This window comes from Pilimelia terevasa, from assembly GCF_014647915.1.
Taxonomy (GTDB): Bacteria; Actinomycetota; Actinomycetes; order Mycobacteriales; family Micromonosporaceae; genus Pilimelia; species Pilimelia terevasa.
Genome location: NZ_BMQC01000002.1, coordinates 403,001 through 418,338, shown reverse-complemented (window position 1 = coordinate 418,338; position 15,338 = coordinate 403,001). Strand labels below are relative to the sequence as shown.

The following is a 15,338-nucleotide window of genomic DNA, read 5'->3' as shown; positions in this document are numbered from 1 at the left end:
AGACTGCCCGAGGGGTCCGACAAACTCGATCGGTTTTCCGCCGCCGCTCCCGTCCGGGCAGCGGCGGCGGCCCGGTCAGCGGCCGGTGAAGTCCGGCTTGCGCTTCTCCACGAACGCCGCCATGCCCTCGGTCCGGTCCGCCGTGGCGAACAGGCCGGCGAAGAGCTGGGTCTCCCACGCCAGCCCGGCCGCCAGGTCCATGCTCAGGCCGCCGTCGACCGCCAGCTTCGCCGCCCGCAGCGCCTGGGCCGGGCCGGTCAGGTACGGCCGCACCAGCGCGCACGCGGCGTCGTAGACGTCGGCCGCGGGGACGACGCGGTCGGCCAGGCCGATCGCCAGCGCCTCCGCGGCGTCCACCATCCGGCCGCTGAGGATGAGGTCCTTGGCGCGCGCCGGGCCGACGAGCCGGGCGAGGCGCTGGGTGCCGCCGGCGCCGGGGATGAGGCCCAGCTTGATCTCGGGCTGCCCGAGCCGGGCGTCGTCGGCCACGACCCGCCAGTCGCAGGCCAGCGCCAGCTCGCAGCCGCCGCCGAGGGCGTACCCGGTGACGGCGGCCACGACCGGCTTGCCGATCCGCGCGACGGCGTCGAAGGCGCTGCTGAGGCCCGGGGCGCGGGCGGCCATGTCGACGTACGACATGCCGGCCATCTCCTTGATGTCCGCACCCGCGGCGAACACCTTCCCGCCCCCGTACACCACGACCGCCCTGATCTCGGGTGCCGCGTCGGCGATCCCGGCCGCGGCGCGCAGCTCCTCCTGGAGCGCGGCGTTCAGGGCGTTCATCGGCGGCCGGTCCAGGTGCATGGTGGCCAGGCCGTCGGCGACCTCCAGCCGTACGAACTCGCCCTTGAAGCTGCCCTCGCTCATGCGCCCACTCCTGTCCTCCGCGGTGTGCGGCCGTCCTCCGGGTTGCGACCGTTTCACCCTACGGCGCGGACCCGGCGGGCGCGTACGGTGGTGCCGGTGGACCGGATGCACTACCGCGACTCGCGGGTGACGGTGACCGCCGCCGGCATCGAGACCGACGGCCGGCACATCCCGCTCGCCGAGCTGACCGAGGTGTGGCACCGGCGCGGCGGCCGGTCCTGGCGGCGCGTCGCGGGGCGGGCCACGCTCGGCCTGGTGATCGGCGTACCGGCGGCGCTGGGCCTGGCCGCCGTCGCGGTGGCGCTCGCGCTGCGGCTGTCCGGCATGGCGATGGCGGTCGTCGTCGGCGCCGCGCTGGTCGTCGGACTGGTCACCGCGCCGCTGGCCGACCTCGTGCTGGAGCACCTCGACCGCGCGTACGCCCGCGGCGCCCGCGAGTGGGAGATCTGGGGGCGCTGGCGGGGTACCGAGGTCCTGCTGCTGCGCACCCGGGACCGGCAGAAGTTCGGCCAGGTGTACCGGGCGATCGAGCGCGCCGCCGAGCGCTAGCCCGCCGCCGCGGCGGTGAACCGCTCGCCCACCCGCCGCACCTCCAGCGGCAGGGCGAACGCCGCCGACAGCGTCTCGGCCGTCACCGTCTCAGCTAGCGGCCCGCGGGCGACCACCGCGCCGCCGCGCAGGACGAGCGCGTGGGTGAAGCCGGGCGGAATCTCCTCGACGTGGTGGGTGACCAGCACCATCGTGGGGGCGGCCGGGTCCGCGGCGAGCGCCGCCAGCCGCTCCACCAGCCGCTCGCGGCCGGCCAGGTCGAGCCCGGCGGCCGGCTCGTCGAGCAGCAGCAGCTCCGGGTCGGTCATCAGCGCCCGGGCGATCTGCACCCGCTTGCGCTCGCCCTCGGACAGCGTGCCGTAGGACCGGTCGGCCAGCCCGCCGACCCCGAGCTGCGCCAGCAGCGCCGCGGCGCGCGCGTCGTCGAGCGCCTCGTACCGCTCCCGGAACCGGCCCACCACCGACCACGCGGCCGTCAGGACCACGTCGTGCACGCGCTCGCGGTCGGGCAGCCGGTCCGCGGCGCTGGTCAGGCCGATCCGGGCCCGCAGCGCGCCGACGTCGGTGGCGCCGAGGCGCTCACCCAGCAGGGTCACCGTGCCGCCGCTGGGGTGCATCCGGCCGGCGGCGAGCTGGAGCAGCGTGGTCTTGCCCGCGCCGTTGGGGCCGAGCACGACCCAGCGCTCGGCCGGGTCGACCTGCCAGTCGACCGCCTCCAGCAGCACGGCGTCGCCGCGGGTGACGCGGACCCCGCAGAGCGCGACGGCCGCCTCGTCGGCCGCGCACGGTGCGGGCGGGTCGGGCGGCTCCGCCGGGGCGGGCGCGGTGACGAGGGGCTCGGCTGCGGCATTCGGCACGGGCCAATGTAATCACGCCGCGCCGGCCCCGCCGCACCGGCCGCCCGGGCGCCGGCGGCCGGACCGGGCACTTGAACTTGTTCAAAATTGCCGCGTACACTCAGGACGCTTAGTTGAACGCGTTCAGAAAAGAGGTTTCTGATGGATTCGACAGGTGTGGGCGGCGCTCCGTGCCCGCTGACGGCGGCCGCGGCCGGGTGGGGTGTCCGCGGTGGCGGGGCGTGCGGCTGGGCCGGGCCGGGCGCGGCGTCGCGGGCCACTCCCGCCGCTCCCGCCGCCGCCCGGCGCCGGCTACCGTGGCGCCGGTGAGCGACGCACCCGCCCCCCCGACCGCCCGCGGCGACCGCACCCGGCAGCTCATCCTGGACACCGCCCTGCGGATGTTCCGCGAGCGCGGGTACGCCGCTACCACGATGCGGGCCGTCGCCCGGGAGGCCGGGGTCGCCGTCGGCAACGCCTACTACTACTTCCCGTCCAAGGAGCACCTGGTCCAGCACTTCTACGCCGACCTCCAGGAGCGCCTGCGGGCCGCGGCCGCCCCGGCCCTGGCGGCGGAGACGGCCTTCGCGCCGCGGCTGCGGGCGGTCCTGCACGCGGGCATCGACACCACCGCGCCGTACCACGACTTCGCCGGCACCTTCTTCAAGACCGCCGCCGCGCCGACCTCGCCGCTCAACCCGTTCTCGCCGGAGTCGGCGGGGCCCCGCGAGACGGCCGTGGGGCTGTTCCGGGACGTCCTCGACGGCGCCGCCGTCAAGCCCGACCCCGAACTGCGCGCGGACCTGCCCGAGCTGCTGTGGCTGGCCTACCTGGGCGTGGTCCTGTACTGGGTCCACGACCGGTCCCCCGGCCAGCGCCGCACCCGCACGCTCATCGACGGCGCGGTGCCGCTCATCGACCGGCTCGTCGGGCTGAGCCGGCTGCGGGTGCTGCGCCCGGTGACCCGCGAGGTGACCGCGCTGATCCGCGCGCTGCGCGCCTGACCCGCCGCGCCGGCCGCGACGCGCCGCGCGGCCCCGCCAGCGGCGGGCACGCCGCGGTGTGCGACCGCCGGGTCGGCGGTCGCACACCGGCGTCGCTCAGGAGGCGCGGGAGGTGCGGACCAGGGTCCGGATCTGGCGCAGCAGCACCGACAGCGCGGCCAGGTCGGCCGGGGACTCGCCGAACTCGGTGACGGCGTTGCGCGTCCGGGTGATCGCCGTGGCGTTGTCCTCCTCCCAGCGGCGGACCCGGTCCTCCGGCGACAGGCCGGACGCGGTACCGGCCAGCACCTCGTTGGTCAGCCCGGCCAGCGCCGCGTACAGGTCGTAGCGCAGGGCCATCCGGGCCAGGGTCTGCCAGCGGTCGTTGCGGGGCAGGTAGGAGACCTTGGACAGCAGGTTGTCGACCCGGAACCGCTCCGACAGCTCGAAGTACACCCCCGCGACCTCGCCGACCTCGTGGCCGGTGTTCGCCGCGATCTCGACGATGTCGAGCAGGCCGAAGCTGTACACCATGCGGGTCGAGCGCTCCGCCAGGTCGGCGGGTACGCCGCCCTCGGCCAGGTGCGCGACGTGCGCGCGCAGGGACTGGCGCTCGGCGCCCCGGAACAGGGCGTCGGTACGCGGCAGCAGGTCGGCGACCCCGGGCCGCAGGCGGGCGGTCTCGCCCGCGACGTCCAGCGGCGAGGGCCGGGAGCTGACCAGCCAGCGGACGGCGCGGTCGAGCAGCCGCCGCGACTCCAGGTACAGCGCCGTCTGCGCGTCGGTGGAGATCCGGTTGTCCTGGTCCTCGACCGTCTGCCACAGCTCCCGGAAGCCGTAGACCTCGCGCACGACCACGTACGCGCGCAGGATGTCGGCCACCGAGGCGCCGGTCTCCTCCACCGCGCGGTAGACGAACGAGGTACCGCCCCGGTTGACGACCTCGTTGACCAGCGCGGTGGTGATGATCTCCCGGCGCAGCCGGTGCTCGGTCATCCGGTCGGCGAACCGCTTGCGCAGCGGCGTCGGGAAGTAGTCGACGAGGAGGTCGGCCGTCCACGGGTCGTCGGGCAGCTCGCTGGCGAGGATCTCCTCCTCCATGGCGATCTTGACGAAGGCCAGCAGGACGGCGAACTCCGGCATCGTCAGGCCCCGGCCGCTCTCGCCGCGGATCTGCAGGTCGCTGTCCGTCGGCAGGGACTCCAGCACCCGGTCGATGTGCCCGGAGCGCTCCAGCTCGATGATCATCCGCCGGTGCACGGGCAGCAGGGAGAGCGCCTGCGCGCCCGCGTTGCCCAGCGCCCGCGCCTGGTCGTAGTTGTCCTGCAGGACCAGGTCGGCGACCTCGTCGGTCATCTCCACCAGCAGCGCGTCGCGCTCGGCCAGCGTCATCGTCCCGTCGGCGACCGCGCTGCCCAGCAGGATCTTGATGTTGACCTCGTGGTCGGAGCAGTCGACGCCGGCCGAGTTGTCGATGAAGTCGGTGAAGATCCGGCCCCCGTAGGTGGCGAACTCGATCCGCCCGCGCTGGGTCAGGCCCAGGTTGCCGCCCTCGCCGACCACCTTGACCCGTAGCTGGGCGCCGTTGACCCGGATGGCGTCGTTGGCCTTGTCCCCGACGTCCAGGTGGGTCTCGCCGGTGCCCTTGACGTAGGTCCCGATGCCGCCGTTCCAGAGCAGGTCCACCGGCGCCTGCAGGATCGCCTTCATCAGCTCCGGCGGCGTCATGGCCGCGACGGTGGGCTCGATGTGCAGGGCGTCCCTGATCTGCGGCGTCAGCTCGATCGACTTCATCGTCCGCGGGAAGACGGCGCCCCCGGCGGAGATCTTGGTCGGGTCGTAGTCCGCCCAGGACGAGCGCGGCAGCGCGAACATCCGGCTCCGCTCCGCGAACGACGTCGCGGCGTCCGGGTCCGGGTCGATGAAGATGTGCCGGTGGTCGAACGCCGCCACCAGCCGGATGTGCGCGCTGAGCAGCATCCCGTTGCCGAACACGTCGCCGGACATGTCGCCGACGCCGACGACGGTGAACTCCTGCGACTGGGTGTCCACGCCCAGGTCCCGGAAGTGCCGCTTCACCGACTCCCAGGCGCCGCGGGCGGTGATCCCCATGCCCTTGTGGTCGTAGCCGGCCGAGCCGCCCGAGGCGAACGCGTCGCCCATCCAGAAGCCGTAGTTGGCCGAGATCTCGTTGGCGATGTCGGAGAACGTCGCCGTCCCCTTGTCCGCCGCGACCACCAGGTACGGGTCGTCGCCGTCGTGCCGGACCACGTCGGTGGGGGGCACGACCGCGCCGGCCACGATGTTGTCGGTGACGTCCAGCAGCGCCGCGATGAACATCCGGTAGCAGGCGACCGCCTCGTCGCGGTCCCCCGGCTTCTGCTTGAGGACGAAGCCGCCCTTGGCGCCGACGGGCACGATGACGGCGTTCTTGACCATCTGCGCCTTGACCAGGCCCAGCACCTCGGTGCGGAAGTCTTCCCGGCGGTCGGACCAGCGCAGGCCGCCGCGGGCCACGGCGCCGAAGCGCAGGTGCACGCCCTCGAACCGCGGCGAGTACACGAAGATCTCGAACTTGGGCCGGGGGGCCGGCAGGTCCGGGATCGCCGTCGGGTCCAGCTTGAACGACACGTACGGCTTCGGCCGGCCGCCGTCGGCGGTGGAGGCGCGCTGGAAGAAGCTCGTGCGCAGGGTCGCCTGGATCAGGGTCAGGTACGAGCGCAAGATCCGGTCCTGGTCCAGGCTCGTGACGCCCTCCAGCTCCAGCCCGATCGCCGTGGTGATGTCGCGGGCCAGGTGGTCGCGGCCCGCCGGGGCGTGCACGGCCGGGGCGAAGCGCGCCTCGAACAGCCGCACCAGCAGCCGGGCGATCTGCGGGTAGCCGATGAAGGTCTGCTCCATGTACTCCTGGGAGAACACGGTGCCGGCCTGGCGCAGGTACTTGGCGTAGGCGCGCAGGACCACCACCTGCCGCCAGGTCAGGCCCGCCCGCAGCACCAGCTCGTTGAAGCCGTCGACCTCCGCCTCGCCGCGCCACGTCGCCGAGAACGCGTTCTCCACGTGCGCGCGGACCTCGGTCAGCGCCCGGTGGCCCTCGGGCAGTTGCAGCCCGAAGTCGTACAGGTAGATGGTGCCGTCGGTGCGGCGCACCTCGAACGGGTGCTCGTCGGCGACCTTCACGCCGAGGGAGTGCAGCACCGGCAGGACCGCGGACAGCAGCATCGGCTCGCCGTACCGGAACACCTTGAACCGGACGTCGTCGTCGTCCTTGCGCTTGCGGAACAGGTGCAGTTCGAGCTGCCCAGGCTCCTCCAGCAGCTCCAGCTTCGCCATGTCCTGGCCGGCCTCGAAGGCGGTGTGCTCGTCCTTGTACGACTCGGTCAGCGCCGGGGCGTACCGGTCGAACAGGATCCGCGCCTGGCTCTCGCCGAACTTGGCCTCCAACCCGATGCGGAAGTCGTCCTCCCACGCCCGGGTGGCCGTGTTCAGCTTCTCGGCCAGGGCCGGGGTGTCGACGTCGCCGGGCGGGTTGTGCGGGTCGGTGCGGACGATGAAGTGCACGCGGGCGAGTACCGACTCGCTGACCCGGGTCGTGTAGTCGACGCCGACGCCGTTCAGCTCGCGCAGCAGGATGGCCTGCATCTTCAGCCGGTTGGCGGTGGTGAAGCGGTCCCGCGGCAGGAAGATCAGGCAGGAGATGAACCGGCCGTAGTCGTCGCGGCGCAGGAACAGCCGCAACTGCCGGCGCCCGGCCATCCGCAGCACGCCGAGGACGGTGTGGAACAGCTCATCGGTCCGGGCGTGGAACAGCTCGTCGCGCGGGTAGCTCTCCAGGATGTCCATCAGGTCGCGGCCGGAGTGGCTGCGCAGGGTCAGGCCGGAGCGGTCGAGCACCTCGGCGACCTTGCGCTTGACCACCGGCAGCTCGCGCACGCTGGTCAGGTACGCCGAGGAGGAGAACAGGCCGAGGAACCGGCGCTCGCCCACCACCGCGCCGCTGTCGTCGAACGTCTTGAACCCGATGTAGTCCAGGTACGCGTTGCGGTGCACGGTCGCCCGCGAGTTGGCCTTGGTGATGGTCAGCAGCCGCCGCTCCAGCGCCTTGGCGTAGGCCTCCGGCGTCATCGACGACAGCACCCGGGCCGCGGCCGGCTCGGAGCGCAGGATGCCCAACCCGCTGCCGAGGACCGCCTGGAGCATCAGCTCCGGGCTGCCGTCCTCGCCCTCGGCGTCGATCAGCCGGTACTCGCGGTAGCCGAGGAAGGTGAAGTTGTCCTCCACCAGCCAGCGCAGCAGCTCGACGGAGTCGGAGATGTCCTTGTCCGGTACCGGGAGCTGCGCCTCGCGCAGCTCGTCGGCCAGCTCCAGCGCGCGCTGCTGCATCCGCGGCCAGTCCTCGACCGACTCGCGCACGTCGGTCAGGACCCGCTGGAGCGCGCGCTGCACCTCGACCCGCTTCGCCGGGTCCCGGACGATGTCGATCTCGATGCGGATCCAGCTCTCCACCATCTCGCCCGGGCCGGCCTCGTCGGGCTCGCGGTCGGCGATCTGGACGAGCTGCCCCAGCGCCTCGCGCCGGACCACCAGCAGCGGGTGCACGATGAGGCGGACGTCGAGGTGCTGGGCGGCGAGCGCCGCGGTCACCGAGTCGACCAGGAACGGCATGTCGTCGGTGGCGATCTCGACCACGGTGTGGTGGTCGCCCGGGGCCGGCTCGCCGATCCGCAGCTTCAGCTCGCCGCCCACCCGCCGGGCGGCCAGCTCCGCGTGCTGGCGGACCGCCGCCAGGAGCTGCTCCGGCGTCCGCCCGGCCAGGTCCTCGTCCGGCGCGAACATCCAGTACCGCGCGACCAGCGCCCGCTCGGCGTCGTCCGCCGCCGCGGCGGCGGCGGCGGCGATCAGGTGCTCGGCGCTGGGCGGGCCGTCCCCGACCGCCTCGCCGTCGCGCGTCGGTCCCGCGCCGACCGTGGTGCCCACGCTGACCCCGGCGTGCCGCTCCATGTACCGCCCACTCCCCTCGCCGCCGCGCGGCCACCGCGCGGCGCCCTGCTTCCTGGCGCCTCGTCGTCCGTCCCGCGCCGCTGCCCCGCGGTGCGCGCGGCCCGCCGGCTCCCGCGGTCCGCGCCGCGCCCGGTGGTGCCGCACGACGCGCGCCCGCGCGGCGCCGTCATCCGACTGGAGGATCCCTCACAGCCTAGGTCCTCGCCGGGCCCGGGCCGCAGCCAGCACGGGACTCGGCTGTTCCCGGACCGGCCCCCCGGAGTGTGGTACAGCAGGGAGTGGCACGCATGTCGGACAATGGCGTCTCGGCCGTCCAAGGAGTAAAACGCATGGGCCACCAGCAGGGCGCGCGCCGCCGCGGCTTCCTCCGCAGGCCGGCACACCGGACATCCGACCGCAAACCGACGTGGGGTGCCGGGCGCCGGTCCGCGGCGGTGACGGCGGCGGCCCTCGCGGCGGGCGTACTGGCCGCGTGCGGGTCGGACGGGCCGCGGGAGACCGCGCAGGCGTTCCTCGACGGCTGGCGGGGCGGCCGGCTCGACTCGCTGGCGTTCGTCCGGCCCGACGGGTCGAAGCTGGCCGCGGCCGAGGTGGCCGCGCAGCTCGCCGCGCTCTCCGGCGAGCTGCGCACCACCCCGCCGAACCTGAAGCTGCGCGGCGGGCCGAAGACCGCCGAGAAGGCGGCCGACTTCGCCGTCGACGTCGACTGGGGCCTGCCCGGGGGCGCGCGCTGGAGGTACGGGACCGCGCTCGCCCTCAACCGGGTCGGCGAGGAGTGGGCGGTCGTGTGGCAGTCGGCGGTCGTCCACCCGGACCTGGTCGACGGCGAGGCGCTGGGTACCGAGCGGGTCCCGGCCCCGCGCGGCCCCGTCCAGGACGCCGCCGGGCGGCCCCTGATCACCGACCGGCCGGTCGTGGTCGTCGGGGTGCAGCCCGGTCGGGTGGCCGACGTGAAGAAGCTGGTCCCGGCGCTGGCGGCCGCGTTCAAGCTCGCGGGTGTCACCGTCGACCTGGCGGGGCTGCCGGCCCAGGTGGCCAAGGCGGACAAGGACGCCTTCGTCGAGGTGGTCACACTCCGCCAGCCGGACTACAACAAGATCCGCAACCGGATCCAGCCGCTGGCCGGCACGGTCTTCCGGGAGGAGCACCGGCAGCTCGCGCCGAGCCGCACCTTCGCCCGCGCGGTACTGGGCACGGTGGACCCGGTCCAGCGCGACGACATGGCCGGGCGGCCGGGTGCCTACGCGCTCGGCGACCAGGTGGGGCACGGGGGGTTGCAGGGGCGGTACGAGGACCGGTTGCGGGGTACGGCCGGGCAGCGGATCGTGGCCCGCAGCAGCGCGCCCGGCGGCAGTGCGCAGGCGCGCGAGCTGCACCGGATCGAGCCGGTCGCCGGCCAGCCGGTGAAGTCCAGCCTCGAACCCGCGGTACAGGCGGCGGCCGAGCTGGCCCTGGCCGGGACCACGCGGCGCGCCGCGCTGGTGGCGGTCCGGGTCCGCGACGGCGCCGTGCTCGCGGCGGCCAACGCCCCGGCCGGCGCCGCGGTCAACCTGGCCTTCACCGCCCAGGTGCCGCCGGGGTCGACGTTCAAGATGGTCAGCGCGCTGGCGCTGCTGGACCGCGGCGCGGTCACCCCGGCGACGCCGGTCGCCTGCCCGAAGACCGTCGCCGCCGGCGGCCGCACCTTCAAGAACGCCAACAACTTCGCGCTCGGCACGGTCCCGTTCCGGGTCGACTTCGCGCAGTCGTGCAACACCGCCTTCGCCTCGCTGGCGCCGCGGCTGGGACCGGGCGGGTTGGCCGAGGCCGGCGCCAGCCTGGGGATCGGCCAGCGGTGGGACGTCGGGCTCGACGCGGCCAGCGGCACGGTCTCCCGCGACGGCGACCCGGCGGAGCAGGCCGCGGCGGCGTTCGGCCAGGGCCGCACCGTGGTCAGCCCGCTGGCGATGGCCGCCGCCACCGCCGCCGTCGCCCGCGGGAGCTGGCGGCCGCCGTCGTTCGTCCTGGACCCGCTGCCCGACGCGGCGGCGCCGCAGACGCCCTCGGCCGGCGTGCCGGGGGCGACCGCCGCGCCCACGACGGCGCCGCCCGCGCCGGTCCCCAGCGGCGGCCCGGCCGCCCCGCTGCGGGCCGCCAGCGTCCAGGCGCTGCACGCGATGATGCGCGAGGTGGTCACCGACGGCACGGCCGCGGCGCTGCGCGGCGTGCCCGGCGGCCCGGTCTACGGCAAGACGGGCACGGCCGAGTTCGACAACAACCCCGCCCACACCCACGCGTGGTTCGTCGGCTGGCGCGGGGACGTGGCGATCGCGGTGTTCGTGGAGAACGGGGGCGGCAGCGGCGCGACCGCCGTGCCGCTGGCGGGCCGGTTCCTCACCGCGGTCCGCGGCTGACGCCGCCCAACGGCCGCAGCGCCGCCAGGCCGCTGGCCAGCGCGGTGACCAGCTCTCCGGCGTGCTCGCCGTCGGAGTCGTAGTCGGGGTCGAAGACGGTCACCTGCATCCCCAGGCAGTGCGGGGTGTCCACCAGGCCCGCGAGCAGCAGCTCCAGCTCCGCCAGCGCGATCCCGCCGGGCTCCGGCGCGTCGACCGCCGGCATCACGGCCGGGTCGAGGACGTCCACGTCCACGTGCAGCCAGTAGCCCGCGCAGTCGGCGAGCTGCTCGCGCGCCCACTGGGCGCTGCGCGCCGGACCGTCGGTGCGCAGTTGCGGCACCTGCCGGTGCACGATCCCGGCGGCCTGGAGGTCGAGCCGGTAGTCGTCGTGCGCGCGCAGCCCCAGCACCGCCACGTCCACGTCCTGGAAGTACGGCCGGCGGCCCTCGATCGCCGCCAGGTCGCCCTGGCCGCGGCCCGTCACCAGCGCGAGCACCTCGCCGGCCGCCGCCCCGACGTAGGCGGCGTTGCCGGGGTGCCGGAAGTCGGAGTGGGCGTCGAGGTACACCAGGCCGACCCGGCCGCCGACCGCCTCCCCGAGCCGGTGCATCGCCAGCGCCGCGCCGAGCAGGATGCCGCAGTCCCCTCCCAGGACCAGGGGGAACTCGTCGGCGTCCACGATGGCGCCGATGCGCTCCGCCAGCCGCCGGGCGTACCCGGCGAGCTGCGGCGCGTGGGCGGCGCCGTCGCCGGGCCGCCAGCCGCCCAGGTCGTACCGCGGCGGGGTGAGGCAGCCGGCGTCGCGGGCGCCCAGCCGGCCGAGCAGGTCGTGGTCCCGCAGGGCGCCGGGCGCCTTCGCGCAGCCGGGTACGGACGTGGAGGTGGGGGGCCGCAGCCCGAGGTTGGACGGCGCGTCGAGCACCGCTATCCGACGCACCGCCGCCACCTCAGAACAGCGCGCTGGCCAGCGCCCGACGCGCCGCGGCCACCGCGGGATCGTCGGGTCCGGCAACGGCGAACAGGGAGACCAGGTGGTCGCGGACGGTGTCGCGCTCCTCGCCCGCCGTCCGGCGTACGAGCGCCACCAGCCGGTCGTACGCCCGCTCGGCCAGCCCCGACAGGACCTCGACGTCGGCGGCGGTGAGCTGCGCCGCCACGTCGGCGGGCGCCGCGTCGGCGGCGGCGACCGCCGCGGCGGGGTCGACGTGGCGCACCCGCCGGGTCAGCGTGACCTGGGCCAGGCCGGACTGCGCCGCGACGTCGCCGGGGGTCTCGTGCAGGATCTTCTGGTACGCCGCCTCGGCCGCGTCCAGGTCGCCCGTCATCAGGGCCTCGTCGGCCTCGTCCAGGCGCGGGTCCTCCGCGGCGACGACCTCGACGCCGCCGGCCTTGAGCAGCGCGTCGACCCACTGCCGGAGCTGGGCCTCGGGTACCACGCCGGAGAAGGCGTCGACCGGCTGCCCGCCGACGATGCCGATGACCATCGGGATGCCCTGGATGCGGAAGAGCTGCGCCAGCCGCGGGTTGGCGTCGACGTCGACCTTGGCCAGCACCCACGCGCCGCCGGCCTCGGCCGCGAGCTTCTCCAGGAGCGGCGAGAGCTGCTTGCACGGCTCGCACCAGGAGGCCCAGAAGTCCACGACCACCGGGGTGGTCAGCGAGCGTTCGAGGACCTCGCCCTGGAACGTGGCCTCGGTCACGTCCACCACGGCCACGGCGGCGCCGCCGGCCGGCGGGGCGGCGGACGCGGCCGCCGCCGGGGGCGCGGCCGGGCGGCGCAGCGCGCCCAGGTCCACCGCGCCGCGGGTGAAGATCGATGGGGAATTACGTGGGTCGCTCATAGTTGTCCAGTCTGGCACGTAGGGGCGCGGCGGTCGGCGTCAGAAGCGCGCCGGCTCGCGGTAGACACCCCACTCGGCCCGCAGCGCGTCGCAGATCTCGCCCATGCTCGCCTCGGCACGCACGGCGTCGAGCATCGCGGGGATCATGTTCCCGGTACCGCGGGCGACCTCGACCAGCGCGGCGAGCGCCGCGTCCACCGTGTCCCGCTGCCGGTCGGCCTTGCGCGCGGCGAGCAGCTTCTTCTGCGCCAGCTCGACCTCGTGGGAGATCCGCAGGATCTCCAGGTCCTTGGCGACGGTGGTGGTGTGGCAGTTGACGCCGACGATCCGCTTGTCGCCCTTCTCCAGCGCCTGCTGGTAGGTGAACGCCGAGTCGGCGATCTGGCCGGTGAAGTAGCCGTCCTCGATGCCGCGCAGGATGCCGGCGGTGATCGTGCCGTCGCTGCCCAGCGAACGGATCTTGGCGAAGATCGCCTCCGCCTCCGCCTCGATCTTGTCGGTGAGCGCCTCGACGTACCAGGAGCCGCCCAGCGGGTCGGCCACGTTGGTGACGCCGGTCTCCTCCATCAGCACCTGCTGGGTGCGCAGGGCGATCTCGGCGGACTCGTCGGTCGGCAGCGCCAGGGTCTCGTCCAGGGCGTTGGTGTGCAGCGAGTTCGTCCCGCCCAGGACGGCGGCCAGCGCCTCGACGGCGGTCCGCACGACGTTGTTGACCGGCTGCTGCGCGGTCAGCGACACTCCGGCGGTCTGCGTGTGGAACCGCAGCCACAGAGCCTTCTCGCTGGTGGCGCCGTACTCCTCGCGCAGCCAGCGGGCCCAGATCCGGCGGGCGGCGCGGAACTTCGCGATCTCCTCGAAGAAGTCCACGTGCGAGTCGAAGAAGAAGCTCAGGCCGGGGGCGAAGACGTTGACGTCCAGCCCGCGGGACAGGCCCAGCTCGACGTACCCGAAGCCGTCGGCCAGCGTGTACGCCAGCTCCTGCGCGGCCGTCGCCCCGGCCTCCCGGATGTGGTACCCGGACACCGACAGCGGCTTGTACCGCGGGATGTGCCGGGCGCAGTACTCCATCAGGTCGCCGATGAGGCGCAGGTGCGGCTCGGGCGCGAACAGCCACTCCTTCTGCGCGATGTACTCCTTGAAGATGTCGGTCTGGAGCGTGCCGTCGAGCTTGGTGATGTCGGCGCCCTGCCGCTCGGCCGCGACCAGGTACATGCAGAAGGCCGGGACCGCCGGCCCGGAGATCGTCATCGACGTGGTGGTGGCCTGCAGGTCGATGCCGTCGAACAGCGTCTCCATGTCGGCCGCCGAGTCGATCGCCACGCCGCAGTGGCCGACCTCGCCGAGCGCCTTGGGGTCGTCGGAGTCGTGGCCCATCAGCGTGGGCATGTCGAAGGCCACCGACAGGCCGCCGCCGCCCGCGGCGAGGATCATCTTGTACCGGGCGTTGGTCTGCTCGGCGTTGCCGAAGCCGGCGAACTGGCGGATCGTCCAGCGGCGGCCGCGGTACCCCGTCGGGTACAGGCCGCGGGTGTACGGGTACTCCCCCGGCCAGCCGATCCGCGCGAAGCCGGGCACCTCGGCGCCCTCCGGCGGGCCGTACAGCGGCTCGACCGGCATTCCGGACAACGTGGTGAAATCCGCGTCGCGCTTGCGGGCGGCGTCGTAGCGGGCCTGCCAGCGGGCCCGGCCTGCGGCGATCTCGTCGGCGTTCATGGGACGGCTCCTTCATCTCAGCGCCACCCGAGTCTAGTCAGCGCGCGGCGCGGCGCGGGGTGGCCCGGGGCACCCGGCAGGCGGGCCGGCCGCGGCCGGCCCGCCTGCCGCACGCGCCGAAGGCGCCCCCCGCGGACAGGGGACGCCTTCCGTGCGTCGTCGGCGCCGCTGCCCGCTCAGGTCGGCGGCGGGCCGGGTCCGCGGTCGCCCGCGGTCAGCGGCGGCCCTCGCCGTCGAAGTCGATCTCGAAGGCCGCGGCCGGGACCTTGGTGCCCTCCAGCTCGTGGGTGGTCACCTGGCCCAGGGTGATGCCGGTCGAGGCGACGACGTGCTGGACGCCCTGGCCGGCCGTGGTGTAGTCGTCGGCGACGTCCTCCATGCAGGTCGCGATGCTGTCCTTGCCGGTCGCCCGGATGTTGAACGTACCGGCCGAGAGGATCGGCATGTCGGACTTGCCCGCCACCTGATCCATGATCGACTCAACGAGCTGCTTGCACTGGGCCGTGGCCGTGGCCTTGTCCCGCTCCGTCATCTGCACGGCGCAGGTGAAGTAGCCGGCGTTGTCCTTGGTATTCACCATCGAGCAGTTGGCGAGCCGGCGCTCGTCGCCCCGGGCCTGGTCCTTGAAGGTGTAGGCCCACGAGTTGTAGTGGCTCATGCCGTCCAGCGAGTCGATGACCGCGGAGCCGTAGTGGCCGCCGTTGGCACACATGATGTGGTGGCCGTTGGCGTAGTGGATCGGCGAGAAGGACCAGTGGACCATGGTCCCGGAGTTGACGCGGCGCATGACCTCGAACAGCGCGTCGACGTCCTTGCTGCACGCCTCGTTCAGCGTGAGGATCTGCGGCTCGATCTCCCGGACCAGCTCGGCGGTGGCCTTGACCGACTTGCCCTGGGCGTAGCACTCCTTGTCGGCGCCGCTGTTGCACAGGTTGACCTGCAGGACGGTCGCGGCCTCCAGCCGCGGCGCGGCGGCCGCGGACGGGGCCAGCGGCGCCGCCACGCCGCTGCGGTGCCCGGCGTCGGCCGGCGCCGCGGAGGCCGCGGCGGGGGCGCCGAGCGCCGCGCCGACCAGCGCCGCGGCGACGGCGAAGCGGGCGAACCCGGTGGTACGCGAGGCGCCGGAGCGCACGCGAGTCAGACCATGTGAGGGCATGGAGTCCTGTCCTTCTG

General features: G+C 74.4%; 9 protein-coding genes and 1 pseudogene. 3 read left to right on the top strand and 7 right to left on the bottom strand.

What is annotated here, in order from left to right; translation table 11 throughout:
* Positions 1 to 75: 75 nt before the first annotated feature.
* Positions 76 to 867, bottom strand: coding sequence for an enoyl-CoA hydratase/isomerase family protein (locus tag IEY75_RS04835; protein WP_189112950.1), 792 nt, complete (start codon positions 865 to 867; stop codon positions 76 to 78).
* A gap of 105 nt (positions 868 to 972) precedes the next feature.
* Here IEY75_RS04835 and IEY75_RS04830 point away from each other — a divergent pair, with 105 nt between their 5' ends.
* Positions 973 to 1,416, top strand: a complete 444-nt coding sequence (locus IEY75_RS04830) for a DUF6232 family protein (protein WP_229789367.1) — start codon at positions 973 to 975, stop codon at positions 1,414 to 1,416.
* On the opposite strand, the gene IEY75_RS04825 is transcribed toward IEY75_RS04830, so the two are convergent.
* The gene (locus IEY75_RS04825) at positions 1,413 to 2,273 is read right to left on the bottom strand and encodes an ABC transporter ATP-binding protein (protein WP_189112948.1); all 861 of its coding nucleotides are present in this window, start codon (positions 2,271 to 2,273) and stop codon (positions 1,413 to 1,415) included. The two genes, IEY75_RS04830 and IEY75_RS04825, sit on opposite strands and share 4 nt — an antisense overlap.
* A 305-nt stretch (positions 2,274 to 2,578) precedes the next feature.
* On the opposite strand from IEY75_RS04825, the gene IEY75_RS04820 reads away from it, so the two are divergent.
* Positions 2,579 to 3,256, top strand: coding sequence for a TetR/AcrR family transcriptional regulator (locus IEY75_RS04820; protein WP_229789350.1), 678 nt, complete (start codon positions 2,579 to 2,581; stop codon positions 3,254 to 3,256).
* 96 nt (positions 3,257 to 3,352) lie between these two features.
* Here IEY75_RS04820 and IEY75_RS04815 read toward each other — a convergent pair whose 3' ends face one another.
* Entirely contained in the window at positions 3,353 to 8,236 is a 4,884-nt protein-coding gene (locus IEY75_RS04815; RefSeq protein ID WP_189112947.1) for an NAD-glutamate dehydrogenase, read from the bottom strand.
* A gap of 329 nt (positions 8,237 to 8,565) precedes the next feature.
* On the opposite strand from IEY75_RS04815, the gene IEY75_RS04810 reads away from it, so the two are divergent.
* Positions 8,566 to 10,629 (top strand): penicillin-binding transpeptidase domain-containing protein, encoded by a 2,064-nt coding sequence (locus IEY75_RS04810; protein WP_189112946.1) that lies wholly within the window; start codon positions 8,566 to 8,568, stop codon positions 10,627 to 10,629.
* On the opposite strand, the pseudogene IEY75_RS04805 reads toward IEY75_RS04810, so the two are convergent.
* The 4 genes and pseudogenes from IEY75_RS04805 to IEY75_RS04790 all read right to left on the bottom strand — a co-directional run.
* A pseudogene (locus IEY75_RS04805) lies at positions 10,625 to 11,548 on the bottom strand (arginase family protein); the annotation flags it as partial. The gene IEY75_RS04810 and the pseudogene IEY75_RS04805 sit on opposite strands and share 5 nt — an antisense overlap.
* Positions 11,549 to 11,558: 10 nt before the next feature.
* Positions 11,559 to 12,452: a tetratricopeptide repeat protein gene (locus IEY75_RS04800; protein ID WP_189112945.1), complete on the bottom strand. Its 894-nt coding sequence runs from the start codon at positions 12,450 to 12,452 to the stop codon at positions 11,559 to 11,561.
* Between the two features lie 39 nt (positions 12,453 to 12,491).
* Entirely contained in the window at positions 12,492 to 14,165 is a 1,674-nt protein-coding gene (gene icmA, locus IEY75_RS04795; RefSeq protein WP_189112944.1) for a coenzyme B12-dependent isobutyryl-CoA mutase large subunit, read from the bottom strand.
* Between the two features lie 214 nt (positions 14,166 to 14,379).
* The gene (locus IEY75_RS04790) at positions 14,380 to 15,321 is read right to left on the bottom strand and encodes a hypothetical protein (RefSeq protein ID WP_189112943.1); all 942 of its coding nucleotides are present in this window, start codon (positions 15,319 to 15,321) and stop codon (positions 14,380 to 14,382) included.
* Between the last annotated feature and the right edge of the window lie 17 nt (positions 15,322 to 15,338).

Coding starts and splice junctions, on each gene's coding strand:
- IEY75_RS04815 (WP_189112947.1), bottom strand. CDS start 8,236: ATGGAGCGGCACGCCGGGGTCAGCGTGGGCACCACGGTCGGCGCGGGA.
- IEY75_RS04790 (WP_189112943.1), bottom strand. CDS start 15,321: ATGCCCTCACATGGTCTGACTCGCGTGCGCTCCGGCGCCTCGCGTACC.
- IEY75_RS04800 (WP_189112945.1), bottom strand. CDS start 12,452: ATGAGCGACCCACGTAATTCCCCATCGATCTTCACCCGCGGCGCGGTG.
- IEY75_RS04830 (WP_229789367.1), top strand. CDS start 973: ATGCACTACCGCGACTCGCGGGTGACGGTGACCGCCGCCGGCATCGAG.
- icmA (WP_189112944.1), bottom strand. CDS start 14,165: ATGAACGCCGACGAGATCGCCGCAGGCCGGGCCCGCTGGCAGGCCCGC.
- IEY75_RS04835 (WP_189112950.1), bottom strand. CDS start 867: ATGAGCGAGGGCAGCTTCAAGGGCGAGTTCGTACGGCTGGAGGTCGCC.
- IEY75_RS04810 (WP_189112946.1), top strand. CDS start 8,566: ATGGGCCACCAGCAGGGCGCGCGCCGCCGCGGCTTCCTCCGCAGGCCG.